20 protein-coding genes are annotated in these 25477 nt (G+C 72.4%); 17 read left to right on the plus strand and 3 right to left on the minus strand.

Features of this window, described 5'->3' with window-relative positions:
- Window positions 1–144 precede the first annotated feature (144 nt).
- On the minus strand, window positions 145–558 hold the full coding sequence (locus ACFXGX_RS16185) for a pyridoxamine 5'-phosphate oxidase family protein (protein ID WP_384790657.1): 414 nt from the start codon (window positions 556–558) through the stop codon (window positions 145–147).
- 129 nt (window positions 559–687) lie between these two features.
- Between ACFXGX_RS16185 and clpB the strand changes: the two genes are divergently transcribed.
- Together clpB and ACFXGX_RS16195 are read left to right on the plus strand one after the other, a co-directional pair.
- Window positions 688–3300, plus strand: coding sequence for an ATP-dependent chaperone ClpB (clpB, locus tag ACFXGX_RS16190; protein WP_384790660.1), 2613 nt, complete (start codon window positions 688–690; stop codon window positions 3298–3300).
- A gap of 184 nt (window positions 3301–3484) precedes the next feature.
- Window positions 3485–4018, plus strand: a complete 534-nt coding sequence (locus ACFXGX_RS16195) for a YbjN domain-containing protein (protein WP_355768340.1) — start codon at window positions 3485–3487, stop codon at window positions 4016–4018.
- Window positions 4019–4097: 79 nt separating this feature from the next.
- Here the strand turns inward: ACFXGX_RS16195 and ACFXGX_RS16200 are convergent, their stop codons facing one another.
- Complete coding sequence (locus ACFXGX_RS16200) at window positions 4098–5315, minus strand: hypothetical protein (protein WP_384790665.1); 1218 nt, start codon at window positions 5313–5315, stop codon at window positions 4098–4100.
- A 398-nt stretch (window positions 5316–5713) separates the two neighbouring features.
- On the opposite strand from ACFXGX_RS16200, the gene ACFXGX_RS16205 reads away from it, so the two are divergent.
- A complete protein-coding gene (locus ACFXGX_RS16205) occupies window positions 5714–7678 on the plus strand; it encodes a hypothetical protein (protein WP_384790668.1) in 1965 nt (654 codons plus the stop codon).
- 62 nt (window positions 7679–7740) lie between these two features.
- Here the strand turns inward: ACFXGX_RS16205 and ACFXGX_RS16210 are convergent, their stop codons facing one another.
- Window positions 7741–8955, minus strand: coding sequence for a pyridoxal phosphate-dependent aminotransferase (locus ACFXGX_RS16210; RefSeq protein ID WP_384790671.1), 1215 nt, complete (start codon window positions 8953–8955; stop codon window positions 7741–7743).
- A 227-nt stretch (window positions 8956–9182) separates the two neighbouring features.
- On the opposite strand from ACFXGX_RS16210, the gene ACFXGX_RS16215 reads away from it, so the two are divergent.
- From ACFXGX_RS16215 to ACFXGX_RS16280, 14 genes are all read left to right on the plus strand, one after another.
- Window positions 9183–9689 (plus strand): hypothetical protein, encoded by a 507-nt coding sequence (locus ACFXGX_RS16215; RefSeq protein ID WP_384790674.1) that lies wholly within the window; start codon window positions 9183–9185, stop codon window positions 9687–9689.
- A 988-nt stretch (window positions 9690–10677) separates the two neighbouring features.
- Window positions 10678–11208 (plus strand): DUF2617 family protein, encoded by a 531-nt coding sequence (locus tag ACFXGX_RS16220; protein WP_382783740.1) that lies wholly within the window; start codon window positions 10678–10680, stop codon window positions 11206–11208.
- A 319-nt stretch (window positions 11209–11527) separates the two neighbouring features.
- Window positions 11528–13144: a polyamine aminopropyltransferase gene (locus ACFXGX_RS16225; RefSeq protein ID WP_384790677.1), complete on the plus strand. Its 1617-nt coding sequence runs from the start codon at window positions 11528–11530 to the stop codon at window positions 13142–13144.
- Window positions 13145–13211: 67 nt separating this feature from the next.
- Window positions 13212–14393 carry a carbon monoxide dehydrogenase gene (locus ACFXGX_RS16230; protein WP_384790680.1) on the plus strand — a complete coding sequence of 394 codons (1182 nt, stop codon included), beginning with the start codon at window positions 13212–13214 and terminating at the stop codon, window positions 14391–14393.
- Between the two features lie 95 nt (window positions 14394–14488).
- The gene (locus tag ACFXGX_RS16235; RefSeq protein WP_355768364.1) at window positions 14489–15283 is read left to right on the plus strand and encodes an aldose 1-epimerase; all 795 of its coding nucleotides are present in this window, start codon (window positions 14489–14491) and stop codon (window positions 15281–15283) included.
- 10 nt (window positions 15284–15293) lie between these two features.
- Window positions 15294–15842, plus strand: coding sequence for an orotate phosphoribosyltransferase (pyrE, locus tag ACFXGX_RS16240; protein ID WP_384790683.1), 549 nt, complete (start codon window positions 15294–15296; stop codon window positions 15840–15842).
- Window positions 15843–16028: 186 nt separating this feature from the next.
- Window positions 16029–17051: a class II fructose-bisphosphate aldolase gene (fbaA, locus tag ACFXGX_RS16245; RefSeq protein ID WP_384790686.1), complete on the plus strand. Its 1023-nt coding sequence runs from the start codon at window positions 16029–16031 to the stop codon at window positions 17049–17051.
- 103 nt (window positions 17052–17154) lie between these two features.
- Complete coding sequence (locus ACFXGX_RS16250) at window positions 17155–18801, plus strand: MFS transporter (protein WP_384790689.1); 1647 nt, start codon at window positions 17155–17157, stop codon at window positions 18799–18801.
- A gap of 220 nt (window positions 18802–19021) precedes the next feature.
- Window positions 19022–19435 (plus strand): DUF3151 domain-containing protein, encoded by a 414-nt coding sequence (locus tag ACFXGX_RS16255; RefSeq protein ID WP_355768376.1) that lies wholly within the window; start codon window positions 19022–19024, stop codon window positions 19433–19435.
- Between the two features lie 178 nt (window positions 19436–19613).
- The gene (locus ACFXGX_RS16260; RefSeq protein WP_384790692.1) at window positions 19614–20459 is read left to right on the plus strand and encodes a tryptophan 2,3-dioxygenase family protein; all 846 of its coding nucleotides are present in this window, start codon (window positions 19614–19616) and stop codon (window positions 20457–20459) included.
- Complete coding sequence (gene kynU, locus ACFXGX_RS16265; RefSeq protein ID WP_384790695.1) at window positions 20452–21654, plus strand: kynureninase; 1203 nt, start codon at window positions 20452–20454, stop codon at window positions 21652–21654. Before ACFXGX_RS16260 ends, kynU begins: the two co-directional genes overlap by 8 nt.
- Before the next feature lie 311 nt (window positions 21655–21965).
- Window positions 21966–22955 (plus strand): alpha/beta hydrolase family protein, encoded by a 990-nt coding sequence (locus ACFXGX_RS16270; RefSeq protein ID WP_384790698.1) that lies wholly within the window; start codon window positions 21966–21968, stop codon window positions 22953–22955.
- A gap of 263 nt (window positions 22956–23218) precedes the next feature.
- The gene (locus ACFXGX_RS16275; protein ID WP_384790701.1) at window positions 23219–24226 is read left to right on the plus strand and encodes an alpha/beta hydrolase; all 1008 of its coding nucleotides are present in this window, start codon (window positions 23219–23221) and stop codon (window positions 24224–24226) included.
- Between the two features lies 1 nt (window position 24227).
- The gene (locus tag ACFXGX_RS16280) at window positions 24228–25460 is read left to right on the plus strand and encodes an acyltransferase (protein WP_384790726.1); all 1233 of its coding nucleotides are present in this window, start codon (window positions 24228–24230) and stop codon (window positions 25458–25460) included.
- Window positions 25461–25477: the final 17 nt, after the last annotated feature.

The raw sequence follows: 25477 nt of genomic DNA on the forward strand, positions 1-25477 counted from the left end.
TGTCGGGCGCTCTTCGGCCGCGGGGGGGGGGCCCCAGGCTCCCTGCCCCCCGCCCCCCCCCGGCTGCAGTTTCCGGGGAAATCTCCGGGTTTGAGCCCGTCCGCTCCCGGGGCGCCGCCGGCCGTGGGATGCCCGTCGGCGGTCTCATCCGCGGCCCATCGCCGCCGTGAGTTCGATCTCGATCGCCACCCGGGACGGGTTCGGCGACGGCATGCGCTCGTAGCGTTCCGCGTAGCGCCGTACCGCCTCCGCGACGCGCTCCGGGTCCGTGGTGACCCGCGCCCGCCCCTCCAGCGTCGCCCAGCGCGCGCCGGCCACCTGGCAGACCGCCACTCGCGCCCCGTCCGGCCCGGCCGCCAGGACGTGGGCCACCTTTCTGCTCGACTTGTTCGTGATGACCCGAGCGAGACCGGCCTCGGGGTCGTATGTAACGCCGACGGGCACCACGTGCGGGCTTCCGTCGGGCCGCGGGGTGGTCAGTGTGCACAGATGGCGCTCGCGCCAGAAGCTCAGGTAGGCGGCGTCGGGCTGCCGCGGGTCCACCGGATAGGAAGCCATGAGGCCTGAATCTACGCCTGGTGGGCGTCCGATTTCCCGTCCTTGCAGCCTTGAGTGGAATAGACTCAACTTTGTGTACGCTGGACGAGTCAGGGAACAGTCGGACACCAGGAGGAGGAGAACGCGAACGTGGACGCCGAGCTGACCAACAGGAGCCGGGACGCGATCAACGCGGCAAGCAACCGCGCGGTGCGGGAGGGGCACCCGGACCTCACCCCCGCCCACCTGCTGCTCGCTCTGCTCGAGGGGCAGGACAACGAGAACCTCATCGATCTGCTGGCGGCCGTGGAAGCCGATCAGGCCTCGGTCCGCTCCGCCACCGAACGGGTGCTCGCCGGCCTGCCCAGCGTGACCGGCTCGACCGTCGCGCCCCCGCAGCCGAACCGCGAGACGCTCGCGGTCATCGCCGACGCCGCCGAGCGGGCCAGGGAACTGGGCGACGAGTTCATCTCCACGGAGCACCTGCTCATCGGCATCGCCGCCAAGGGCGGGACGGTCGGCGACGTACTCTCCCAGCAGGGCGCCAGTGCGAAGAAGCTGCTGGACGCGTTCCAGAAGACACGGGGAGGGCGCCGGGTGACGACCGCGGATCCCGAGGGCCAGTACAAGGCGCTCGAAAAGTTCGGCACGGACTTCACCGCCGCGGCCCGCGAGGGCAGGCTCGACCCCGTTATCGGCCGGGACCACGAGATCCGCAGGGTGGTGCAGGTCCTGTCCCGCCGTACGAAGAACAACCCCGTCCTCATTGGCGAGCCCGGCGTCGGCAAGACCGCCGTCGTCGAGGGGCTCGCCCAGCGGATCGTGAAGGGCGACGTACCGGAGTCCCTGAAGAACAAGCGGCTCGTCTCGCTCGACCTGGGCGCGATGGTGGCCGGCGCGAAGTACCGGGGCGAGTTCGAGGAGCGCCTGAAGACCGTGCTCGCGGAGATCAAGGACTCCGACGGGCAGATCATCACCTTCATCGACGAGCTGCACACCGTCGTCGGCGCCGGAGCGGGCGGCGACTCCGCCATGGACGCCGGCAACATGCTCAAGCCGATGCTCGCCCGCGGTGAGCTGCGCATGGTCGGCGCGACCACGCTGGACGAGTACCGCGAGCGGATCGAGAAGGACCCGGCGCTGGAGCGGCGCTTCCAGCAGGTGCTGGTCGCCGAGCCGACCGTCGAGGACACCATCGCCATCCTGCGCGGACTCAAGGGCCGCTACGAGGCGCACCACAAGGTCCAGATCGCCGACTCGGCCCTGGTGGCCGCCGCGAGCCTGTCCGACCGCTACATCACCTCCCGCTTCCTCCCCGACAAGGCCATCGACCTCGTCGACGAGGCGGCCTCACGGCTGCGCATGGAGATCGACTCCTCCCCGGTCGAGATCGACGAGCTCCAGCGTGTCGTCGACCGGCTGAAGATGGAGGAGCTGGCGATCGGCAAGGAGACGGACCCCGCCAGCAGGGAGCGCCTGGAGAGACTGCGCCGCGACCTCGCCGACAAGGAGGAGGAGCTGCGCGGTCTCAACGCCCGCTGGGAGAAGGAGAAGCAGTCCCTCAACCGCGTCGGTGAACTGAAGGAGAAGCTCGACGAGCTGCGCGGTCAGGCCGAACGCGCGCAGCGCGACGGCGACTTCGACACCGCCTCCAAACTGCTCTACGGCGAGATCCCCACTCTGGAAAGGGACTTGGAGGAGGCCTCGCAGGCCGAGGAGGAGGTCACCAAGGACACCATGGTGAAGGAGGAGGTCGGACCGGACGACATCGCGGACGTCGTCGGCGCCTGGACCGGCATCCCCGCCGGCCGCCTCCTGGAGGGCGAGACGCAGAAACTGCTGCGCATGGAGGCGGAGCTGGGCCGTCGTCTGATCGGCCAGACCGAGGCCGTGGGGGCGGTGTCCGACGCCGTGCGGCGCACCCGCGCCGGGATCGCCGACCCGGACCGGCCCACCGGCTCCTTCCTCTTCCTCGGCCCGACCGGCGTCGGCAAGACCGAACTCGCCAAGGCGCTCGCCGACTTCCTCTTCGACGACGAGCGGGCGATGATCCGCATCGACATGTCGGAGTACGGCGAGAAGCACAGCGTGGCCCGGCTGGTCGGCGCGCCTCCCGGGTACGTCGGCTACGAGGAGGGCGGTCAGCTCACCGAGGCGGTGCGCCGCCGCCCGTACAGCGTGATCCTGCTCGACGAGGTGGAGAAGGCGCACCCGGAGGTCTTCGACATCCTGCTCCAGGTGCTGGACGACGGGCGGCTGACGGACGGTCAGGGACGGACGGTCGACTTCCGCAACACCATCCTGATCCTCACCTCGAACCTGGGCAGCCAGTTCCTGAGCGGGCAGAGCCTCGCCGATCCGTCGGCCTCCGAGGAGGAGCGCAGGCGGCAGGTCCTGGAGGTCGTCCGGGCGTCCTTCAAGCCGGAGTTCCTGAACCGGCTGGACGACCTCGTGGTCTTCTCCGCCCTCGACCAGCGGGAGCTGGAGCGCATCGCGCGCCTCCAGATCGACTCCCTGGCGCGGCGGCTCGCCGAGCGGCGGCTCACCCTGGAGGTCACCGACGCGGCGCTGGCCTGGCTCGCCGAGGAGGGCAACGACCCGGCGTACGGAGCGCGCCCGCTGCGGCGCCTCATCCAGACCGCCATCGGCGACCGGCTGGCGAAGGAGATCCTGGCGGGCGAGGTCAAGGACGGCGACACCGTCCGGGTGGACGCCTTCGGCGACGGCCTGATCGTGGGGCCGGCCACGGGCAAGACGTTGTAACCGGCATCCGAATCCGGCAGGGAGGGGTCCGCGGCGTATCCGGCGCGGGCCCTCTCCCTTTGCCGCGCCGATGCCCGGACGTGACCGGATCTTGTCAGCCACCGGAGGACAGGCCCGCCAGAGGTTGCCACTCCCCTGCCCGCATGAGAGAGGATGGCAGCATCCGTACGAAGGGAAATACACGGTGAGCATCGACCCGTCCTCGATTCCGAATTTCGGGGGCCAGCCCGAGCCGCAGTCCGGCGGCCCCGCCGGCCCCGTGGTCCCGGATCAGGACCTCGTGAAGCAGCTCCTGGAGCAGATGGAGCTGAAGTACGTCGTCGACGACGAGGGTGACCTCGCGGCGCCGTGGGAGGAGTTCCGTACGTACTTCATGTTCCGCGGCGAGGGTGACCAGCAGGTCTTCTCGGTGCGGACGTTCTACGACCGGCCGCACCAGCTCGAGGAGAAGCCCGCGCTCCTCGAGTCGATCGACGACTGGAACCGCCGCACGCTGTGGCCCAAGGTCTACAGCCACACCCACGACGACGGCACCGTCCGCCTGATCGGCGAGGCGCAGATGCTGATCGGCACCGGCGTCAGCCTGGAGCACTTCGTGTCCTCCACGGTGAGCTGGGTCCGCGCCGCCATCGAGTTCGACAAGTGGCTCGTCGAGCAGCTCGGCCTGGAGCAGGAGATCAACGAGACGGACAAGCCCGGGGACGACGAGGAAGAGTAGGCCCGTCCTCCCCGCAGGGCCCGTCCTCCCGGCGGCGCTCCGGGTTCGCCGCGCGCACCGACCCCTGGGACACGACGTCCTAGAGCGGGGTGTGCGCGATCACGACCAGATAGGCGCCGTAGACGAACGAGAGCCCGGCCAGGGCACCGACCACGAGGGTCGCGTGCCAGGGCCGGGCTCTCGCCGTTCGCACCAGGGCGCGGGCCAGCGGCAGCAGCAGCGGGAACGCCGGGAGCAGGAAGCGCGGCTTCGACTCGAAGAATCCCGAGCCGCCCACCGCGATGAGCAGCAGGATGCCGCTGTGGACGAGCAGCGGCAGGGGCGCGCGGTCCGCGATCAGCAGCAGGTACAGGAGCACGGCCGCGGCGACGATCACCATGGTCATCGGGAACACGAACCGGTCGCCGTGCAGCAGCAGGCGCTTGACGAGGTGGAGCGACCCCTTGCCGAGGTCGAAGCGCGAGCCCCACAGCCGCTGCACCTGGAAGTAGCCGCGCAGCCAGTCGCCCTCGCGGTGGCCCACCCACAGCACATAGCCGGTCCAGCCCACCGGCGCGAGCGCGGCGCCCGTCCACACCCTGTGGGAAACTTTTCCGCGGCTCCGGCAGATCTCGTGCGCCGCCGCCACGAGGACCGCCGCGGCCACCGCGAAGCCGTTCGGCCTGGCCAGCCCCGCGAGCGCGGCCAGCGAGCCGGCCCACAGCCAGCGCCCGTCGAGCACCGCGTACAGCGACCAGGCGGCGAACGCGGTCAGCACGGGCTCGGTGTACGCCATCGACAGCACCACCGAGTGCGGCAGCAGACCCCACAGCAGCACCAGCGCCGTACCGACCGCACGGCCGTGCAGCCGGGCCCCGATCGCGTACACCCCGCAGGCGGCGGCGGCCGCCGCGGTCCAGGAGACCAGCAGGCCCGCCGAGCCCCCGGTCAGCGGCGTCAGCGTGGTGACCGCCCGTACGAGGGCCGGGTAGAGCGGGAAGAACGCGAGGTCGCTGTGGATCACGGTGGGATGGAAGTAGAGCGTCCTGCCGTAGCCGTGCGCGGCGATCCCCAGATACCAGTTCGAGTCCCAGGACCGGGCGAGGAGGGCGACCGGGTGTCTTCCGGTGGCCCAGGCGGTCCCGGCGAGCACGAGGAGTCCGGCCAGGCGCGCGGCCGCGAACACCCCGAGCGCCGTGATCGCGGCGGACGGCAGGCTGCGTGCGGCGCGGGAGGAGCGGGAGGGGCGGGAGGGCCGGACGGCACGGTCGCCGGGCTCCGGGGGAGCGGGGCGAGCGAGGGTGGTCGGGTGGGTCACACCCCGAACTGTGCGTTCCGCACGGGGTATTCGCGAGCTTTGATCGTCCGTGCGGGTTCCGTTGCGGGACCTCCGGCGCGCCGCCCGCGCGGGGGGTGCGGGCGGTGCTAGACGGCCGGGCCGGCCGGCTCCCCGACGGCTCCGGGACGCCTTCTCGGGATTGGTCCCGAGCCCGCTGGAGGTACTGCCCCGGGAAAGTCCCCCGGGTTCCGGGTTCCGTATTCTTGTCGATGCCAACTGCAACCCTTCCGGGGACTTCCGGACCCTCCCGGACCCTCCCGGACCCTCCCGGACCCTTCCGGGGACTCCCGGAGCTGCTGCCCTCAGGCACTTCCCGGCCCGGAACATTGCCGCCACCGGGCCGTGGCGCGTGGACGGCGGTGCCGCATAATCCTCGCGTGTCACAGACCCCCGCCCCGATACCGGCCCCGATCTCGTCCTGCACCGCGCCCGCGGACGCACCCGTCTGGTCCTCCGAGGAAGCGGCCCGGTGGTCGCACCTCCGCCACGCCCCCTGGGCGCGCCCCCTCTGGTCCGTCCTGGCGCTGCTGATCACCGTCGTGTGGGCGATCGCGGCGGCGCCGGAACCGCCGTGCACCGATGCCGCGCCCTGCGGTGCGGACTGGCCGGGCATGGTGGAGGTGGGCCTGGCCGCGGGTCTGCTGTACTGGCTCGCCCGGCTGCCGGAACTGACGCTGGTCGCGGCCCCCGCGCTGGCGGTCGTCGTGGCCCGGCTGGAACTGCCGGACGCGGGCCCGGACTCCCTCGCCGCGAACCTCTGCGTCCTCGGCGCCCTGGCATTCGGATGGGCCGCCGCCCGTGAACGACTCGCCGCCCGTCGCCGGCAGCGCGACCTGGTGGCGGGCGCCGCGGGTGTACAGCACCCGCTTCCCGAACCCCTCGCGCCTCTGCGCCGCGGAATGATCCCGATCGCGGCCGGGCTGGTCCTTGTCGCGGTCGCCGCGTTCTTCGTGGCTCAGGGACTCTCGGGCATCCGGGACGACGAACGGCACGCGGAGCGTGCGGTCCGTACCGTGGCGAAGGTGGCCGGCGGGAACGACGAGTCGGTCCGGGTCCGTACCGACGACGGGCGGCGGCTGACGCTCGACTCGCTCTACCCGGAGGACCATCGCACCGGGTCCGCCGTGACCGTGCTGGAGGACGGCTCGTGGCGGCGCCTGGCCTCCGAGCCGTACGACGCGATGGGCCCGCAGTTCGGGGTACTGGCCGCCGGTCTCCCCGGGCTCTCCCTGCTCGTCACCGGTCTGCTCGCCCGCCGCCGGGCCGCCGCGCTGCGCCGGGGGCCGGTTCCGGTCCTGCGGGTCGTGGAACGCATGGACGACGACGGCCTGGTCTGGATCTACGCGGGTGACGACACCGCCGCGCGCCTCCCTGTTCTGGGCGCGAATTTCGTCGCCGACGCTCCCGGCACGAACGAGCGGGGCCCGTGGCGCTCAGCCGCCGACGACCGGGACCAGGACTCCTCGCACTCGCACTCGCACTCGACCTCGACCTCGACCTCGACCTCGACCTCGCACTCGACCTCGACCTCGGCCCCGGATCCGGATCCGGATCCGGAAGCACTGTTCTCGTGGGCCGCGCGGCCGCGCGAGGCCCTCCTGTTCGGTTCTCCGTACGACGGTGGTGAGTTGCTGCTCGTCACCACGTTCAGGAAAGCCGAGCCGGCCCTCCTCCGTACGAGCGGCTCCGTCCGCATGCCCTACCCCGGAAGGAAACCGGGGCGCGCCCCGCACCCGGAGGCGGACACCGCGACCGCCGAGGCCCGCGCCGCCGCCGCCCCGGTCCCCGCGACGCTGATCACGACAGGACGCCCGCTGAGCTGGGGACCCGGCGCCCTGGCGCGCGCCGGTGGTGCGGCCCTGGCCCTGAGCATGATCGCGGGTGTGGCCGTCGACACCCGCTCTCTGGTGACGGACGGGATCGACGTGCCGGGGGTCTTCTTCCTGCTCTGCCTGCTGACCTGGCTCGGGACCGCCGCGGAGCTGATCAACTGGCGTGTCACCGCCGACAGTTCCGGGGTGTGGCTGACCGGGGTGTGGAAGGTACGGCATGTGCCGTGGGACCGTCTGCGGCCGGTCCGGTACACCAAGGAAGGGAGCGTGGAGACCAGGCTCCCGGACGGCACCGACTGGCGGCTGCCCGGCCTCGGAATGCCGAAACTGGAACGACGCTTCGGCCTCGACCCCTCCTGTGCCCGCATGGCCCGGGAGGTCAACGCGCTCCGCCACCACCCCGAACTGCGTCCCACCGAAGCGACCGACCGCCGAGCCCGCGGCCTCCCCCTCGGCCCCGCCCTGCTCACCCTCACCACCGCCGTGGCCCTGGCCTGGGCTTTCCACTGACGCACGGAAGCCGCCTGCGTCCGGTCGGCCCAGGTCCCCACCCCCGGGCCGACCGGCGGAGTTCAGGACGCGAGACGACGCAGTCGCCCGGCGGCTTCCTGGAGCACCTCGTCCCGCTTGCAGAACGCGAACCGTACGAACGGTGCGCCCGCCTCGCGGTGGTCGTAGAAGACGGCGTTCGGGATGGCCACGACGCCCGCGCGTTCGGGCAGGGCGCGGCAGAACGCGAAGCCGTCCGTCTCGCCGAGCGGCCGGATGTCGGTGGTGATGAAGTACGTTCCCCGCGGCCGGAAGACGGCGAAGCCCGCCTCGGTGAGACCCGCCGCCAGCACGTCCCGCTTGCGCAGCATGTCCGCGCGGAAGTCCTCGAAGTACGCGTCCGGCAGCGCGAGCGCCTCGGCGACGGCGTACTGGAAGGGTCCCGACGCCACGTACGTCAGGAACTGCTTCGCCGACCGTACGGCGCCGACCAGGGCCGGGGGCGCGGTCACCCAGCCCACCTTCCAGCCGGTGAACGAGAACGTCTTGCCCGCGCTGCCGATGGTGACCGTCCGCTCGCGCATCCCCGGCAGCGACGCCAGTGGCACGTGCTCGGCGTCGTCGAAGACGAGGTGTTCGTAGACCTCGTCCGTCACCACGAGCAGATCCCGTTCGACGGCGATCCGCGCGATCTCCGTCAGCTCCGCGCGCGTGAGGACGGTGCCGGTCGGGTTGTGCGGGGTGTTGATCAGCAGCAGCCGCGTCCGCCCGGTGACGGCGTCGCGCAGCTCGTCGAGGTCGAGCCGGAAACGCCGGTGACCGTCCCCGTCGTCGCCGGTCTCGTCGGGGCGCAGCGTCACGGGTACGCGCGTCCCGCCCGCCATGGCGATCGAGGCCGCGTACGAGTCGTAGTACGGCTCCAGGGCGATCACCTCGTCGCCGGGTTCCAGGAGCGCGAGCAGCGCGGCGGCGATCGCCTCGGTGGCGCCCGCCGTCACCAGGACCTCGGTGTCGGGGTCGTACGACAGGCCGTAGTGGCGTTTCTGGTGCGAGGCGATCGCGGTGCGCAGCTCGGGGACGCCCGGACCCGGCGGGTACTGGTTGCCGCGTCCGTCCCGCAGCGCGCGGACGGCCGCCTCCCGGATCTCCTCGGGACCGTCGGTGTCGGGGAAGCCCTGTCCGAGGTTGATCGAGCCGGTGCTCATCGCGAGGGCGGACATCTCGGCGAAGATCGTCGTCCCGAACTCGGCGAGCCGACGGTTCAGAAAGGGGCGCGCACTGGAGGTCATGCCGGCCATCCTCCGCCCAAGCTCCGGAGTTCCTCAACCCACCTTCGCCGACCGGCACCTGCGCAAGCGCACCGCGCGTCACCTCCGAGCACGGCGGCGCTGCTGCCGGCTGTCGTCATCCGCCGACACCTGCCACCCCCGGACGGCCCACGTCCGTCGCGCTGTGAGCGTCTGGCATGCTGCGCGGGCGATCATGCACAGGCTGGCCGCGTACGGCCGGGGGAGGCGGGACGGACATGACGGAATCGCAGGTGAGCGGGGCCCCGGCCCTGGAGGAGATCCGCTTCCGGCTCGGCATTCGGCAGTGTGTGCCGCCCTTGCTCCTCATGACCGTGTGCGTGTGGTCCGGCACCGTCCTGCGGGCGGTCGCGGATGTCGGCCTTTCGGCGTTCGACGTATGGGCCCTTGTCCTGTGGATCGTGTTGGTGGCGTCCGTGGTTTCACCCTTCGGGACCACGTTGACCCCGTCTGCCGCCCGAGTGCGCGACCTCCGCCGCCGCACCGTCCCGTGGGCGTCCGTGCAGAGTGTCCGCGTCGAGCGGGTCATGGGCGGCCGGGTCGTCGTGCTGTACGAGGCCGGCGGCCACCGAACCCGGCTCCGGGCGCCGATGACCGCTTTTCTTCAAGGGGACCGCGACTTCGACGAGAAGTTCCACGTCATCGGGCAGTGGTGGCCGGCGCACCGCGGCAGCGACTGGGTTCCCGTTCCGCCTCCAGGAACCGGCACACCGAACCGGCGTTGACGCTGCGGGGCTCCCCGCACTTCAGCGCAGGTCAGGAACCGTCCCACTTTTGGATGCTCTGGACTTCCTCAACTCTGCTTTGGGGCGGGAAGCGAGGGGGCATCCCCCTGGCACGCAAGGCGGAACCGAGAAACACGGCCCACGGGGGGCCGCTTCGGGGGAACGGAAGGAGGGTGACGCCATGGTTATCGGCATCATCCTGGCGGTCGTCCTGCTCGTTGTGATCATGGGGATCTTCGGCGGGGGGAAGAAGGGGAAGGGGCGCTCGTCCACGGGCGTGGCCGGGGGCCGGAGGGGACGGCGCTCCTCCCGGAGCGGCGGTGGCGGCGACAGCAGTTGGTGGGCCGGTGGTGCGGGTGGTGCCGCGTCGTCCTGTTCGTCCGGCGGCTCGTCCGGTGGCCACCACGGAGGCGGGCACTCCTGCGGGGGGCATTCGTCGTGCGGAGGCTCGTCCTGCGGAGGCGGGTCCTCGTGCGGCGGGGGCGGATGCGGCGGAGGCAGCTGACACGGGGCAGCCGAGCTCCGAGAGGGACGCACCCGAGCTCCGAGAGGGGATGCACCCGAGCTCCGAGAGGGGACGTATCCGAGCTCCCGGGAAGGGAACCCGTCCGAGATTTCGGAGGGAAGCGTGTCCTCGCGCGCGAAACGTGCCCGTCGGCCGACCATCGCCGGCGGGCGCGTTCGCGCGCCGGGCGCACGTCGTCGTTGAACAGTTGAGCTGTGGAGCCCTCGGGGGGATGGAAACCCCACGAAGTTGGGTAAAAACGCTGTGGCGGCAGCACAGTTCATGATTCCCTCTAAACCACCAAAGCGGCCCTGGTACATCACCAAGCAGCCCTGGGCCGACAGGCCTCGGAAGTCCGTCGGACGGTCCTATCGGGCGCGTCCGCCGGATGCCCTTCCGGCCGGGCCGGCCGGGCCGTTCCCCCGGTGTTGACCGGGTGCGCAGGAACCCCACCTCACCTTTGCGTGCTAGCGGAGCCGACCCATGCTCACGACCCTGAAAACCTCGTACACCGACACGCGCGCGGCCGATCTCGCCTGGGCGCTGGGCCGCGAACCGCTGCCGGCCCTCGCCACTCTCGATCTCGAACTGGATGATGCGAAACTCCAGTTGAGACTCCTCGGCGCGTCCCACCAGGTCCTTCTGGAGGAGGAGCGGGGCAGTTGTTCGGAGACCGTCGCCTGTATCGCCGGCAGCAGCACGCCCCTGCCGCTCGGCGTCGCGAAGAGGTTCGGTGACTGGGAGTACGAGTTCGCGGCCCGCGTCGAGATCCTGTCCCCCGGCTCCTTCGCGGGCCGCGCCCAGGAGTTGCTGGCCCTGGTCTCCGGTCACCCCCAGGGTCTCGCCGGTGTATTCCCCGGCAGCCCGCACGCGTTCACGGCGATGCTCGCCCAGCGGCATGAGGGCCAGGTCCACTGGCGTACGTGGCACGCGTACCCGCAGGACGGTCAGTTGGTCGCGACACGTACGCGAGTCGGCGTACGGACGGAAGCCCTCAGCGCGTCCGGCGTCTGACGGCGATACGAAGAGAGCTTGGGCGCAGGGGACTTGTCCGCGGTGGGGCCGAGGGGGCATGTCCGGGATCGGGATGGGGCCGGGGAGGCGTGTCCGGGATGGGGGTCAGGTTCGTGCTCGGGGTGGGCGTGAGGTTCGTGCTCCGTGTGGGCGGGGGTTCGTGTTCGGTGTGCCCGACGAGGGCCCCGGTTCGCGCGCGAGGGTTCGGGATCGGTGGACCGGGAAGATGCCCAGGTCAACTCAGTACACCAGGAAGAGCAAGGGTTTCCACACGTGTGGGTGACGAGACGTAGTGGCGGCGTGACGTAGCGTTCACGGAGTGATCGAACCGCACGCGCCAGCCCCGCCCGGCGTGCCGCCACCCTGGGGCGTCCAGGGCCAGGCGCGGCTGCCCGTCCGCCCGGGCATCGGCAGGTTCCTCGTCCTCGCGGGCGTGTTCGTCTGCGCGGCCTGCGGACTCGTGTACGAGCTCGAACTCGTCGCCCTCGCCTCGTACTTGATCGGCGACTCGGTCACCCAGGCGTCCATCGTGCTCTCCGTCATGGTGTTCGCCATGGGCGTCGGCTCTCTCGCGGCGAAGCGGCTGCGCCCGTGCGCCGCGGCCGGTTTCGGCGCCGTCGAGGCGATGCTGGCCCTGGTCGGCGGGTGCAGCGCGATGGCCTTGTACGCGGTGTTCGCCTGGACGGGCGGCTGGGGCGGTCTGTGGGCCGACGGACCCCGCTGTCTGCTGGTGGTCTTCTCGCTCACCATCGGCCTGCTCATCGGCGCCGAGGTCCCGCTGCTCATGGAGCTGATACAACGCATCCGCCGCCAGGACCCCGGCGGCGCGGTCGCGGACCTGTTCGCGGCGGACTACGTGGGCGCGCTCGTCGGCGGCCTCGCCTTCCCGTTCCTGCTGCTGCCCCTGCTCGGCCAGCTCTCCGGCGCCCTGCTGACCGGAACGGTCAACGTGATCGCCGGCGGCGCCCTCGTACTCGGGCTGTTCCGGCGCGACCTGACCCGCCGCGCGCGCTGGACCCTGGTCGTCGCCAACGTCGTCGTGCTCGGCCTCCTCGCCTCGGCCGCGATGCTGGTCGACGACTTCGAACGGGCGGCGCGGCACGCCCTGTACGGGGCGGACGCCCGGGTCGCGCTCCGCACCGGCGTCCAGGAGGCCGTCCTCGCCGGCGGCACCCACGGCCGTCCGCTCCGCCTCTTCCTCGACGGCCGCCTGCGCTTCAGCGGCCGCGACGAGCGCCGCTACCACGAGGCGCTCGTCCACCCCGCGATGAACGGACCGCACGCGCGCGTGCTCATCCTCGGCGGCGGTGACGGGCTCGCCGCCCGTGAGGTGCTGCGCCACCCCGGTGTGCGCCGCGTCGACATCGTCGAACCCGACGCGGACGTGGTCCGGCTCGCGCGCCACGACGCCGCGCTGTCCGCCCTCAACGATCACGTGTACGACGACCCCCGGGTCCACGAGATGACGGCGGACGTCTTCGGCCGGCTGCGCCTGGACCGGTCGACGTACGACGTCGTCGTCTCGGACCTGCCCGACCCCTGTGTCACCGCCGCCACCAAGCTGTACTCGCAGGAGTTCTACGGCCTCGCGCGCCGCGTGCTCGCGCCCGGCGGGCGTCTCGTGGTCCACGCCGGGCCGCTGGCCGACCGGCACCGGGCGTTCTGGACGGTCGACGCGACGATCCGGGCGGCGGGCCTGTCCACCAGGCCCTACCGCGTCGGCGGCCGGGCCCCGGGCGCGGCGGGTGCCCCGGGCGACTGGGGATTCATCCTCGCCTCCCGGGCGCCCGCGCCCCTGCGGCTGGACTCCTCCTGCCCGCGGCTGCGCACCCTCACCCAGGCTGCCCTGGCCGCGGACGCGCGCGCCGCCTCCCGCAGTCGCGGGGACCGTCCGCTCCCGCCCTCCACGCTGGTGCATCCGCGGTACACCGACTGAGGGGGAGGTCCAGGAATCCCGGGATACGCGGGTGCGCTCCGGTTCGTGCTGGGTAGGCTCGGCTGACATGGAGCATGAGGTGTTCGTTCCGTTTCCGGCCGGGCGGCTGCGAGAGGTGCTGTCCGATCCCGTCCGGGTCGCCCGCGCGATCCCGGGTCTTCAGCAGGACGCGTCGGCCGGGGCCGACAGCGCGGCGGAGGCCGACGGGGGCTCGCCGCCTGTCTCCGGGACCGGACAGGTCGACGCGGACGGGTCCTCGCGTGCCGGGCAGGGGCAGGGCGCGAGCGTCGCCGGGCGGCTGAAGGTCCGCGTCGCCGGTCACACGATCACCTATCGCGGCGCGTTCCGTGTCTCCGCCCAGGGCGACGGCTCGTACGCCGTCGAGGGCGACGCCACGGAGGTGCGCGGTGGCGGTGCGGTGAAGCTGGCGCTGACCCTGCGGCTTCTCCCCACCGACGGCGGCACCACCCTCGCGTTCGGCGGGACGGCCTCCGGCGACGGCCGCGTGGCGGAACTCCCGCACGACGCCGTGGCCTCGGCGGGCACCCGCCTGCTGACACGCTTCGGCGAAGCCCTGGCGGCGGACCTCGCCTCACAACCCGGCTCCAGCTCCGGCTCCGGCTCCGGTTCCGGCTCCGGCTCCGGCTCCGATGCCGGTACTGGATCGCGATCCGAGGCCGCGGCCGAGCCCACACCGGCCCCCGAGGCCGGACGAGCGCCTGAAGCCGGCCCGGCATCCGAGGGCGGACCCGGAACCGACCCCGGACCCGATCCGCAGACAGGTGTCGAGGCCGAAGCCGAAGCCGAGGCCGAAGACGGCCCCGAGCCGGAAGCCGGACAGGCGGCCGCCGCCGAATCCGAGGTCGGGCCCGCGCCCGACGCCGAACCCGATACCGAACCCGATACCGAACCCGACGCCGGATTCGAGGCCGGATTCGAGGCCGACGTGACCTCCTCCCCGCTCGGCCCCGAGGGCGAGGACGACGAGTTCGACGGGGAGGACTTCGTGGCGGAGACCGGGGAACCGAGGCGGGCGGACGCGATGGCCGAGGCGGCGCACGCGCGGCGGACGATGATCGGGCGCAGCGCGGAGGAGGTCGACCACGCCCCGCCGCGCGGCCGCTACGCCCCCGTCCCCCCGCCGGAGGCCACCGCCGCACGAGCCACCCTCCGCTGGGCGGCCCCCGCGGCGGCCCTGGCGCTGGCCTCGGCGATCGCTCTCACCCGTGCCCTGCGCAAGCGCCGTTGAGCCGGTGACGAGGCCGCGGGAATCGCACGGCGCTCCCGAGCGGTGACGAGGGCGGGGGAACCACACGGTGCTCCCGCCCCAGTAGGGTCGGCTCCGTGAGTAACGAAGACATCACGCTGACCGCGGATGACGCGGAGGTGACCGTGACGCCGGGCAACGGCGGACGGGTCGGGAGTCTGCGGGTCGGCGGCGTCGAACTGCTGCGGCAGGGCGCGAAGTTCGGGTGCTTCCCGATGGTTCCGTGGTGCGGACGGATCCGCGACGGCCGGTTCCTCGACGGTGCCACCGTCCGGCAGATGCCGCTCAACTCCCCGCCGCACGCCATCCACGGCACCGCCCGCGACGGCGCCTGGAAGCGGGCCCGCGTCACCGCGGACGAGGCCGTGATCACGTACGACCTGGTCGAGCCCTGGCCGCACCCCGCCCGCGTCACCCAGGCGTTCGCCCTCACCGGGGACAGCCTGGCGATCACCATGGCGGTGGAGACGTACGGGGAGTCGTTCCCGGCGCAGATCGGCTGGCATCCCTGGTTCAACAGGAACCTGGGGGACGGCGGTGAGGACGCCCGGGTGGACTTCCTGCCCGCCTGGCAGGAGGAGCGGGGCGACGACCACCTGCCCACCGGCCGCCGCCTCGACCCGGCACCCGGCCCCTGGGACGACTGCTTCGGCATGCCGGAGGGCGTCGACGTCACGCTCACCTGGCCGGGGCGGCTGGAGCTGAAGGTCGCGAGCCGTGAGCAGTGGGTCGTCGTCTACGACGAGCAGGAGGCCGCCGTGTGCGTGGAGCCGCAGACGGGTCCGCCGAACGGGCTCAACACGCACCCCCGGCTGGTCACACCCATCGAGCCCCTCGAAGCCACCACGACCTGGAGCTGGCGGCGCCTCTAAGCTGGCCTCCATGAGTGATGTACGCGGCACGCTGCTGCAGCAGATCAAGGACAAGGCCGTGGTGCACGGCAAGGTGACCCTCTCCTCGGGTCTTGAGGCCGACTACTACGTGGACCTGCGCCGGATCACGCTCGACGGCGAGGCCGCCCCGCTCGTCGGGCAGGTCCTCCTCGACCTCACCGCCGGCCTGGAGTTCGACGCGGTCGGCGGGCTGACCATGGGCGCCGACCCGGTCGCCGGGGCGATGCTGCACGCCGCCGCCGCCAAGGGCCGCAGGCTGGACGCGTTCGTCGTCCGCAAGGCCGCCAAGGCGCACGGACTGCAGCGCCGTGTCGAGGGTCCCGAGATCAAGGGCCGGCGGGTCCTCGTGGTCGAGGACACCTCGACGACGGGCGGCTCCCCGCTCGAGGCCGTCCAGGCCGTCCGTGAGGCCGGGGCCGAGGTCGTCGGCGTCGCCACGATCGTCGACCGCGCCACCGGTGCCGCCGAGAAGATCGAGGCCGGCGCCGGTGTTCCGTACCTCTTCGCCTACTCCAAGGGCGAGTTGGGGCTCGACTGACGACGCTCCCGCGGGACCCCGCCGAACGCCGGGTCCCGCATGTCGGACGGGGTGTCTGTCGTAACCGGCGGCGTCTGGAAAGATGGGGCCGACGATGACGTCGCCCCCCTAGGTCAGGGCCATAAGCACCAGTCCCGTCGTACCGCAGCAGCAGTACGCAGACCCGCACATACAAGGAGCGGACAGATGCCCATCGCAACCCCCGAGGTCTACAACGAGATGCTCGACCGGGCGAAGGCAGGCAAGTTCGCCTACCCGGCCATCAACGTGACCTCGTCCCAGACCCTGCACGCTGCGCTGCGCGGCTTCGCGGAGGCCGAGAGCGACGGCATCATCCAGATCTCCACCGGTGGTGCGGAGTTCCTGGGCGGTCAGCACAAGAAGGACATGGTCACGGGCGCCGTCGCGCTCGCCGAGTTCGCGCACATCGTCGCCGCGAAGTACGACATCACGGTCGCGCTCCACACGGACCACTGTCCCAAGGACAAGCTGGACGGCTACGTACGTCCGCTGCTCGACATCTCCGCCGCGCGCGTCGCCAAGGGCGAGAACCCGCTGTTCCAGTCCCACATGTGGGACGGCTCGGCCGAGACCCTCGCCGACAACCTGGCCATCGGCCAGGAGCTGCTGGCGAAGGCCGTCGCCGCGAAGATCATCCTCGAGGTCGAGATCACCCCGACCGGTGGCGAGGAGGACGGCGTCAGCCACGAGATCAACGACGAGCTGTACACGACCGTCGACGACGCGCTGCGTACCGCTGAGGCCCTCGGCCTGGGCGACAAGGGCCGCTACCTGCTCGCCGCCTCGTTCGGCAACGTGCACGGTGTGTACAAGCCGGGCAACGTCGTCCTGCGCCCCGAGCTGCTCAAGGACCTCCAGGAGGGTGTCGCCGCCAAGTACGGCAAGGCGAGCCCGTTCGACTTCGTCTTCCACGGCGGCTCCGGCTCCACCGCCGAGGAGATCGCCACCGCGCTGGAGAACGGCGTCGTGAAGATGAACCTCGACACCGACACCCAGTACGCCTTCACCCGTCCGGTCGTGGACCACATGTTCCGCAACTACGACGGCGTCCTGAAGGTCGACGGCGAGGTCGGCACGAAGTCGAAGTACGACCCGCGCACCTGGGGCAAGCTCGCCGAGGCCGGAATGGCCCAGCGCGTGACCGAGGCCTGCGCCGCCCTGCGTTCCACGGGCACCCGCCTCAAGTAGTCGACCGGGGACCGTCCGGTGGTCGTACGGCCACCCGCTGATCGTCCCCGGGGAAAGGCCCGGCACCTGCCATGGTGCCGGGCCTTTCCGTATGCTCCGAGGTATGGCTGTGCCTGCGCGCGACGCATCGGACGGCAGACCCGCGGACGGCGGACCCGCGGTACGGATCGCCTCCCCGACGGGGAAATGGATCCTGCTGACCACCGTCCTCGGCTCCGGCATGGCCCTGCTGGACTCGACCGTCGTCAATGTCGCCCTGCCGACCATCGGCCGTGACCTGGACGCGAGCCTCGCCGCCCTCCAGTGGACCGTGAACGGCTACATGCTCTCGCTGGCCGCGCTGATCCTGCTGGGCGGTTCGCTCGGGGACCGGTTCGGGCGCCGGAAGATCTTCGTCCTCGGCGTGGTGTGGTTCGCCGCCGCCTCACTGCTGTGCGGGCTCGCGCCGAACGTGGGCGTGCTCATCGCGGCCCGCGTCCTCCAGGGTGTCGGCGGGGCGCTGCTCACCCCCGGTTCGCTGGCGATCATCCAGGCCTCCTTCCATCCGGACGACCGGTCCCGTGCCATCGGCCTGTGGTCGGGCTTCGGGGGCGTGGGGGCCGCCGTCGGGCCGTTTATGGGCGGCTGGCTGGTGGACGGGCCGGGCTGGCGCTGGGTGTTCCTGCTGAACATCCCCGTCGCGCTGGTGTGCGTCCCGGTCGCCCTGCGCCACGTGCCCGAGTCCGCCGGGGACACCGCCCGCCCGACGGAGGCCGCCGGGGACACCGCCCGCCCGAGCGGGGCCGGAAGCGGGGGAGTGCCTGCCCACCGCCGCTTCGACGTCCTCGGCGCCGTCCTCGGCGCGCTCTCGCTCGCCCTGGTGACATACGCCCTGATCGAGGCCCCGGGCGGTTCCGTCCTGGTGCCGGTCGCGGCGGTCGCGGGCGTCGCGGCGGGGGTGGCCTTCGTGTACGTCGAGCGGCGGCGGCCCGATCCGATGATGCCGCTCGACATCTTCGCCTCGCGCCAGTTCACGGCCGTCAACCTGGTGACCCTGTGCGTCTACGCGGCGTTCGGCGGCTTCTTCTTCCTGACCGCGCTCCAGCTCCAGGTCGTGGCGGGCTACTCGGCGCTCCAGGCCGGCACGGCACTCCTGCCGACCACGGTCCTGATGCTCCTCTTCTCCGCCCGCTCCGGCGAACTCTCCCAGCGCATCGGTCCGCGTATCCCGCTGACGGTCGGGCCGCTGCTGTGCGCGACGGGCATGCTGCTGATGCTGCGGGTCGGCAAGGACGCGTCGTACGGGGCCGACGTGCTGCCCGCGCTGCTGGTGCTGGGCCTGGGCATGGTGACCCTGGTGGCGCCGCTGACCGCGACCGTCCTGGCCTCGGTGGACACCGGGCGGGCGGGTCTGGCCAGCGGGATCAACAACGCGGCCGCCCGCGCGGCCGGGCTCGTCGCCGTGGCCGCGCTGCCGCTGCTCACCGGGATGGGGCCGGAGGCGTACCGCTCGGCGGACGCCTTCGACGCGGCGTTCCGCCGGGCGATGCCGCTGTGCGCGGGCGTGCTGGTGGTCGGCGCGGTGCTGGCCTTCACGACCGTGCGCCGTCCGCCGCCCGGCTGCCTGCGCCCCGAGTGCCGCAGGCACGGTTCCCTGACCACGCCCCCGCTGGAGCCGGAGCGCTCCCGGGGCGTCCTCGGGGGCGGCGGCTCCCCCGGCTCCCCCGGCTCCCCCGGGACCGAGCCTTCCGGCGCTGGTCCGGCTTCGTGACCGTGTGACCGTGCCGGTGCTGTCGATCCGGTCGGCGATCAGCGATCAGGGTCGGCGATCAGCGGCTGGCGGTCGGCGGTCGACGTACGCAGGACGATTTCTCCGGTTGGCGTGAACACGTTCGGCAGGTGCCGGCCGTGGTCTCACTCCGGAAGGGATCGTTCCCCGGCTGCCGTGGGCAGGCGTTACCGATCACCGGCAATGCAGCAGACTGGAACCCATGACGATTCACGAGAACCTCCTCGGGGGACCGCCCCCGACCCGTCTGCCCGACGACCCGGAGCCGCGCGAGCTCCTCGCGAACGGCACGGCCCCCACCGACGTCGCCGCGAAATACCCCACCTCCTCGCTCGCCTGGGCGCAGCTCGCCGACGACGCGTTCGAGCGGGGCAGCGTCGTCGAGTCGTACGCCTACGCCCGTACCGGCTACCACCGCGGCCTGGACTCGCTGCGCCGCAACGGCTGGAAGGGCCACGGCCCGGTGCCCTGGGAGCACGAGCCGAACCGCGGCTTCCTGCGTGCCCTGCACGCCCTCGCCCGCGCCGCGCAGGCGATCGGCGAGCAGGAGGAGTACGAGCGCTGCAGCCAGTTCCTGAAGGACTCCTCGCCGGCGGCGGCCCAGACGCTCGGCTAGACCGGCATCGACGGGGAGCCCTGTTCGCGGGGCGCTCCGGCACGGTCCGCCTGGTGTGACCAGGCGGACCTTGCGGTTTCGGGGGACGATTGTGGAGGATGCCCGGTGGGGACCGGGGCCCCCGTGTCGGTAACGGCAGGGGCGGACCGCTACCCGGAGCACATCTCAGGAGACAGCGATGTCCCACCAGGCTCAGCCCCCGCAGGCTCAGGAGCCCGAGACCCCGCATCTCGACTTCCAGGGCACGACCCCGTACGAGGACTACGTACAGGCGGACGTGCTCACCCACCTCCAGCACACCCTCTCCGACGACCCCGGAGAGATGGTCTTCCTGGTGACGACCCAGGTCATGGAGCTGTGGTTCACGGTCATCGTCCACGAGTGGGAGACCGCGGCCAAGGCGCTGCGCGCGGACGACATCCCCGTCGCGGTGGCCGCGCTGAAGCGGTCCGTGCGTGAGCTGGAGGCGCTCAACGCGTCCTGGCGTCCGCTCGGACAGCTCACGCCCGCGCAGTTCAACTCCTACCGCTCGGCCCTCGGCGAGGGTTCCGGCTTCCAGTCGGCGATGTACCGGCGCATGGAGTTCCTGCTCGGCGAGAAGTCCGCGTCGATGCTCGTCCCGCACCGGGGCGCGCCGCGTGTGTACGCCGAGCTGGAGAAGGCACTGCACGAGCCGAGCCTGTACGACGAGGTGCTGCGGCTCCTCGCGCGGCGCGGCCACGCGATCCCGGCCTCGGTGCTGGAGCGTGACGTGTCGCTGCGCTACGAGCCCGTGGCCGAGGTGCAGGCCGCGTGGACGGCCCTGTACGCCGGTGACGACACCGACGAGCTCGCCCGTCTCGGCGAGGCGCTGACCGATGTCGCCGAGCTGGTGTGGCGCTGGCGCAACGACCACCTCGTCGCGACCCGGCGGGCGATGGGGTCGAAGACCGGCACCGGCGGCAGCGCCGGAGTGGCCTGGCTGGAGAAGCGCGCGCAGAAGAACGTGTTCCCCGAGCTGTGGACAGCGAGGTCCTATGTCTGAGCGAGCCCACGTGTCCGCGCTCGCCGCGCGGGCGGCCGAGCTGGATTCCGCCGACGAACTCGCCGGACTGCGCAAGCGGTTCGTGCTCGACGACGTGGTGTACCTGGACGGGAACTCGCTCGGCGCGCTGCCGGCCGAGGTACCCGGCCGGGTCGAGGACGTCGTCCGCAGGCAGTGGGGCGAACTGCGCATCCGCTCCTGGGAGGAGAGCGGCTGGTGGACCGCGCCCGAGCGGATCGGCGACCGCATCGCCCCGCTGGTCGGCGCCGCGCCCGGTCAGATCGTGGTCGGCGACTCGACCAGCGTGAACGTCTTCAAGGCCCTGGTGGGTGCCGTACGGCTGGCGGGCGAGGGGCGCGACGAGATCCTCGTCGACGCGACGACGTTCCCGACGGACGGGTACATCGCGGCGTCGGCGGCCCGTATGACGGGCTGTGAGCTGCGTCCGGTCGACCCGGACGAGCTGTCCTCGGCGCTCGGCCCCCGCACGGCGGCCGTGCTGCTCAACCACGTCGACTACCGCACCGGCCGGTGCTACGACCTGCCCTCCCTCACCGCCGCGATCCACGCGGCGGGCGCGCTCGCCGTCTGGGACCTGTGCCACACCGCGGGCGCCCTGCCGGTCGGTCTCGACGAGCACGGGGTGGACCTGGCGGTCGGCTGCACCTACAAGTACCTGAACGGCGGCCCGGGTTCGCCCGCGTACCTCTACGTCCGCGCCGGTCTCCAGGACCGCTTCGACTCCCCGCTGCCCGGCTGGAACTCGCACGCCGAGCCCTTCGCGATGAGTTCGTCGTACGAGGCCGCGCCGGGCGCGCTGCGCGGACGGGTCGGCACACCGGACATCCTGTCGATGCTGGCCCTGGAAGCGGCGCTGGAGGTGTGGGACGGCGTCTCGATCGAGAGCGTCCGCGCCAAGTCGCTCGCCCTGACCGACTTCTTCCTGGAGTGCGTGGCGGCGTACGTCCCCGAGGGCCGTGTCGAGTCCGTGACCCCCTCCGCGCACGCGGAACGGGGCAGCCAGGTGGCCCTGCGCTGTGCGGACGCGGGCGCGGTGATGAAGCGCCTGATCGACAACGGAGTGGTCGGCGACTTCCGTCACCCGGACATCCTCCGCTTCGGCTTCACCCCCCTGTACGTCGGCTTCGCGGACGCGGAACGAGCGGCGAGGGTCCTGGCGGAGACGCTCGGCTGATTTCAGCCCCGGCCGGGGAAATTTCAGCCCCGGCTGGGGAAATTTCAGCCCCTCCGGCGTTTGAGGAGCGGGGTTCTGGGGCGGAGCCCCAGGCATGGGACGGGTAGGGGCGGAGGGGGCGAAATTCCCTCCGCCCCTACCCGTACGCCGGATATCTGCTCGCCCGGGGGCTACGGAAAAGGAGAACAGCCCCCCTTGACCGAGAGTGACAGCCCGCTGCCGACGCACGTCACCGGCCTGATACCGTCCCCGCAAACGGCCGAATTGTTCCCTCGCCCACCAAATCCGTTTCACCGCTGAGAGGTTGGAGCATGCAGGACGACGCCGCACCCCGGGACCGCGACGACGCCGCCATCGCGCGCGACGCCGCCGAAGAGGCGTCAGCCTTCTCGCACCCGCCCGTGGACCCGGACGTCACCCTGGCGTACGGCGACCATCCGGACCAGGTGATCGACTTCTACGCCCCGCGCGACACCGACCCGGAGGTCCTCACTCCTCTCGTGGTCGTGCTGCACGGCGGCGCCTGGCGTGCCCCGTACGACCGCCGCCACATCACCCCGTTCGCGGACTTCCTGACGCGCCGCGGATTCGCCGTGGCGAACGTCGAGTACCGCCGGGGAGAGGCGGGTTCACCCGCTGCCGAGGGGCCCGCGATCCCCGCGCAGGGCGGCCCCGCCGACCCCGGGCGGGACGACGCGGCCTCCTCCGGGGCGGGCGACACCGCGACCGGGGCCCCGGTCGCCGGCCGCTGGCCCGACACCTTCGACGACGTGGCGGCCGCACTCGACGCGCTGCCCGCCCTCGTACGCAAGGCACTTCCCCAGGCCGACCCCCGGCGCATCGTGATCACCGGCCACTCGGCGGGCGGTCACCTGGCCCTGTGGGCCGCGGCCCGCCATCTCCTGCCCGCCGACGCGCCCTGGCACATCGAGCGCCCCGCACCGCTGCGCGGCGTCGTCGCCCTCGCTCCCATCGCCGACTTCGAGGTCGCGGAGAAACTCGACGTGTGCGGCGGCGCCTCCCGCCAACTCCTCGGCGGGGAAACCACGTTCGCGGAACGTCTGCCCTACGCCGACCCGGTCCGCCTGCTCCCCACCGGCATCGCCACCACACTCGTCCAGGGCCGCACCGACATCGTCGTCCCGCAGGCGGTCGCCGAGTCGTACGCGGACGCGGCGGCCAAGGCCGGCGAGGTGGTGGGTCTGACGCTGCTGGAGGGCGTCGGTCACTTCCCGCTGATCGATCCGGCCGCCGACGCCTGCGCCGTGGTGGCGGAGGAGATCGCGCAACTGGCCTGGTAGCCGCTACAAGAGCCTGGCGAAAAAGGGGAGTTGATTCCCCCTCCCGCGAACCCCGGTCATACCCGTAGTACCTGAGAGCTACCTCTCGGATGGGTTCCCCAGCGGGACGCGGACGACATGTGACGATCCGTAATTTCCTTTCCAGCGGCGCCCGACGACCGGGCGGACGGGGAGGGACGGACACCATGGATCGGCGTCTGCGTCGGATGTCGGGCGCCCGGCATCGGGGTTGGGCGGCTCGGGACCGGCGTTCGCGTCGGGAGGTGCGGGTTTCCGCACGCGAGCGGAACCCGCGTCGGGCGGTGCGGGCCAGGAACCTGTCCTGGGCCGCGTTGGCGGGCCGGCTGCGGCGGGCGCTGCTCGCCGTGACGGTCGTGGCCGCCGTCGTCGTCCCGGTGTCCGGTGCCGCACGCCCCGAGATCCCCGCGCCGACACCCGCGGTCCTCGCACCGCTGACGGCGTCGGCTCTGGGTCAGGTGTACGCGGCCAACCGGGCGGACGCCGCAGAGGCCGCGCGGATGGCCGCGGACCACGGTGACCGCACCCGGGCCGCCGCGGACCGGGCCATGGCCTCGCCCTCACGCCACTTCCTCGCCTTCGACGGCCGGGGTACCGGCCGTGCCGTCGAGGTCTTCGGCGATCTCGCCCACGCCGACCGCGTGGCCGTCCTGGTCCCGGGCTCGGACACCACGCTGGAGACGTACGGCCGCTTCCGCGCCGGCGCCCGCGCCCTGCACGACCGGCTCGGCACGCGCGGTGCCGTCCTGGCCTGGCTCGGCTACGAGACGCCGGGCACCGTGAGTACCACGGTCCTGACGGCGGACCGTGCCGAGGACGCGGCTCCGCGACTGAGGGAGTTCCTGGGCCGACTGCGCGGAGTCGTAGGCCGGTCGGCGCACGTCTCCCTGCTGTGCCACTCGTACGGCACGGTGGTCTGCGGCCGTGCCGCCCAGGGCCTGGATGTGAGCGACATCGTCGTCCTCGGCAGTCCGGGCACCGGTGCCTCCTCGGCCGCCGCGCTGCACACCCCCGCACGCGTCTGGGCCGCCCGGGGCTCCGCCGACTGGGTCGCGCACGTACCGCACACGAGCCTCGGTCTCTTCGGCACGACCGTCGGCTTCGGTACCGACCCGGTGTCGCCGTCCTTCGGCGCCCGGGTCTTCAGGGCGGGCTCCGCCGGCCACAGCGACTACTTCGCGCCCGGCTCCGAGTCGCTGGCCAACCTCACTCGCATCGTCCTCGGCGACACCTCGGAGGTGACCCGTGCATGACCTGACCGGCACGACCGTTCCGAAAGCCACGACCGGCACGACCGCGCTGACCGGCTTACGCACCGCGATCCACCGCATCGACCGGTCCACCCCCGTGGAGCGGGACCGCGCCGTGGACGCCCTGCGCGCCCTCGCGATCCTGGGCGTGGTCCTGGGCCACTGGCTGGTGACGGCGCTCGTCGCGGACGGCGGCGCGCTGCGCGCGGCAAGCCCGTTGCGGTACATGCCCTGGCTGACCCCGGTCTCCTGGACCTTTCAGACGCTCGCCGTGTTCTTCCTGGTGGGCGGCCACGTGGCGACGAAGAGCCACGCGTCGGCACGGGCCCGCGGCGCGACGTACGGACAGTGGCTGCGCGCCCGCATGGGACGTCTTCTGAGGCCGGTGGCGGCGGTGCTGACGCTCTGGGCGGTGGCGACCGGCTGCCTCCTGGTGGCCGGCGCGGACTTCCGCACGGTGCACACCCTGGTGAAACTGGCGCTGTCCCCGCTCTGGTTCCTGGTCGTCTTCGCCGGACTGACCGCGGCGACGCCGCTGCTCACCCGGCTGAACCCGCTGTGGCCGCTCGCCGTCGTTCTCCATGTGGACATCGTCCGATTCGGCTTCGGCGGCCCGGCGTGGCTCGGCTGGGTGAACCTCGCGGCCGGCTGGCTGGTGCCCTACGCCCTCGGTGCGGCCTGGACACGCGGAGAGCTGGAGCGGCCGCGCGCGGGCTGGGTGCTGTTCGGCGGTGGCGCGCTCGCGACGGCCGCCCTGGTGCTGGGGGCCGGATATCCGGCGTCCATGGTCGGCATACCGGGGGCCGCGGTCTCCAACCTCGACCCGCCCACGTTGGCCGTGGTCACCTTCGGCCTGGCCCAGTGCGGGCTCGCCCTGCTGCTGCGCGGGCCGCTGCGCCGGGTGACGCGGCGCCCGGCGGTCTGGGCCGGCATCGCCTTCGCCAACCTCTCCGCGATGACGATATTCCTCTGGCACCAAACATCCCTGATGGCGGTGTCCGCTGTCGGTCTGCTCGCGGGCCGGCTTCCCGGCCTGCACACCACCCCCGATTCCCTGGTCTGGGTGGCCGCGCGGGTCGCCTGGCTGCCCGTCTTCGGCTGTGCTCTCACTCTGTGCTGGTTCGCTTTCAGCGTCCACGAGCGGGGACCCCGCCGGCCGACCGGCGGCCCGTCCCGGGTCGTCCGCGTTCACCGCGGCCCCGGCCGGGCCACACCCAAGGCGGCGCCTCGTGCCTAGGGTGGACGGCGTGACCA

Source organism: Streptomyces sp. NPDC059371 (genome assembly GCF_042751995.1).
In the GTDB taxonomy this organism is placed as follows: Bacteria; Actinomycetota; Actinomycetes; order Streptomycetales; family Streptomycetaceae; genus Streptomyces.

Excerpts from the sequence above, each read along its gene's own strand:
- ACFXGX_RS16185 (WP_384790657.1), bottom strand. The coding sequence starts at position 558 with ATGGCTTCCTATCCGGTGGACCCGCGGCAGCCCGACGCCGCCTACCTG.
- ACFXGX_RS16210 (WP_384790671.1), bottom strand. The coding sequence starts at position 8,955 with ATGGCCGGCATGACCTCCAGTGCGCGCCCCTTTCTGAACCGTCGGCTC.
- ACFXGX_RS16215 (WP_384790674.1), top strand. The coding sequence starts at position 9,183 with ATGACGGAATCGCAGGTGAGCGGGGCCCCGGCCCTGGAGGAGATCCGC.
- ACFXGX_RS16220 (WP_382783740.1), top strand. The coding sequence starts at position 10,678 with ATGCTCACGACCCTGAAAACCTCGTACACCGACACGCGCGCGGCCGAT.
- ACFXGX_RS16230 (WP_384790680.1), top strand. The coding sequence starts at position 13,212 with ATGGAGCATGAGGTGTTCGTTCCGTTTCCGGCCGGGCGGCTGCGAGAG.
- pyrE (WP_384790683.1), top strand. The coding sequence starts at position 15,294 with ATGAGTGATGTACGCGGCACGCTGCTGCAGCAGATCAAGGACAAGGCC.
- fbaA (WP_384790686.1), top strand. The coding sequence starts at position 16,029 with ATGCCCATCGCAACCCCCGAGGTCTACAACGAGATGCTCGACCGGGCG.
- ACFXGX_RS16250 (WP_384790689.1), top strand. The coding sequence starts at position 17,155 with ATGGCTGTGCCTGCGCGCGACGCATCGGACGGCAGACCCGCGGACGGC.
- ACFXGX_RS16255 (WP_355768376.1), top strand. The coding sequence starts at position 19,022 with ATGACGATTCACGAGAACCTCCTCGGGGGACCGCCCCCGACCCGTCTG.
- ACFXGX_RS16260 (WP_384790692.1), top strand. The coding sequence starts at position 19,614 with ATGTCCCACCAGGCTCAGCCCCCGCAGGCTCAGGAGCCCGAGACCCCG.
- kynU (WP_384790695.1), top strand. The coding sequence starts at position 20,452 with ATGTCTGAGCGAGCCCACGTGTCCGCGCTCGCCGCGCGGGCGGCCGAG.
- ACFXGX_RS16270 (WP_384790698.1), top strand. The coding sequence starts at position 21,966 with ATGCAGGACGACGCCGCACCCCGGGACCGCGACGACGCCGCCATCGCG.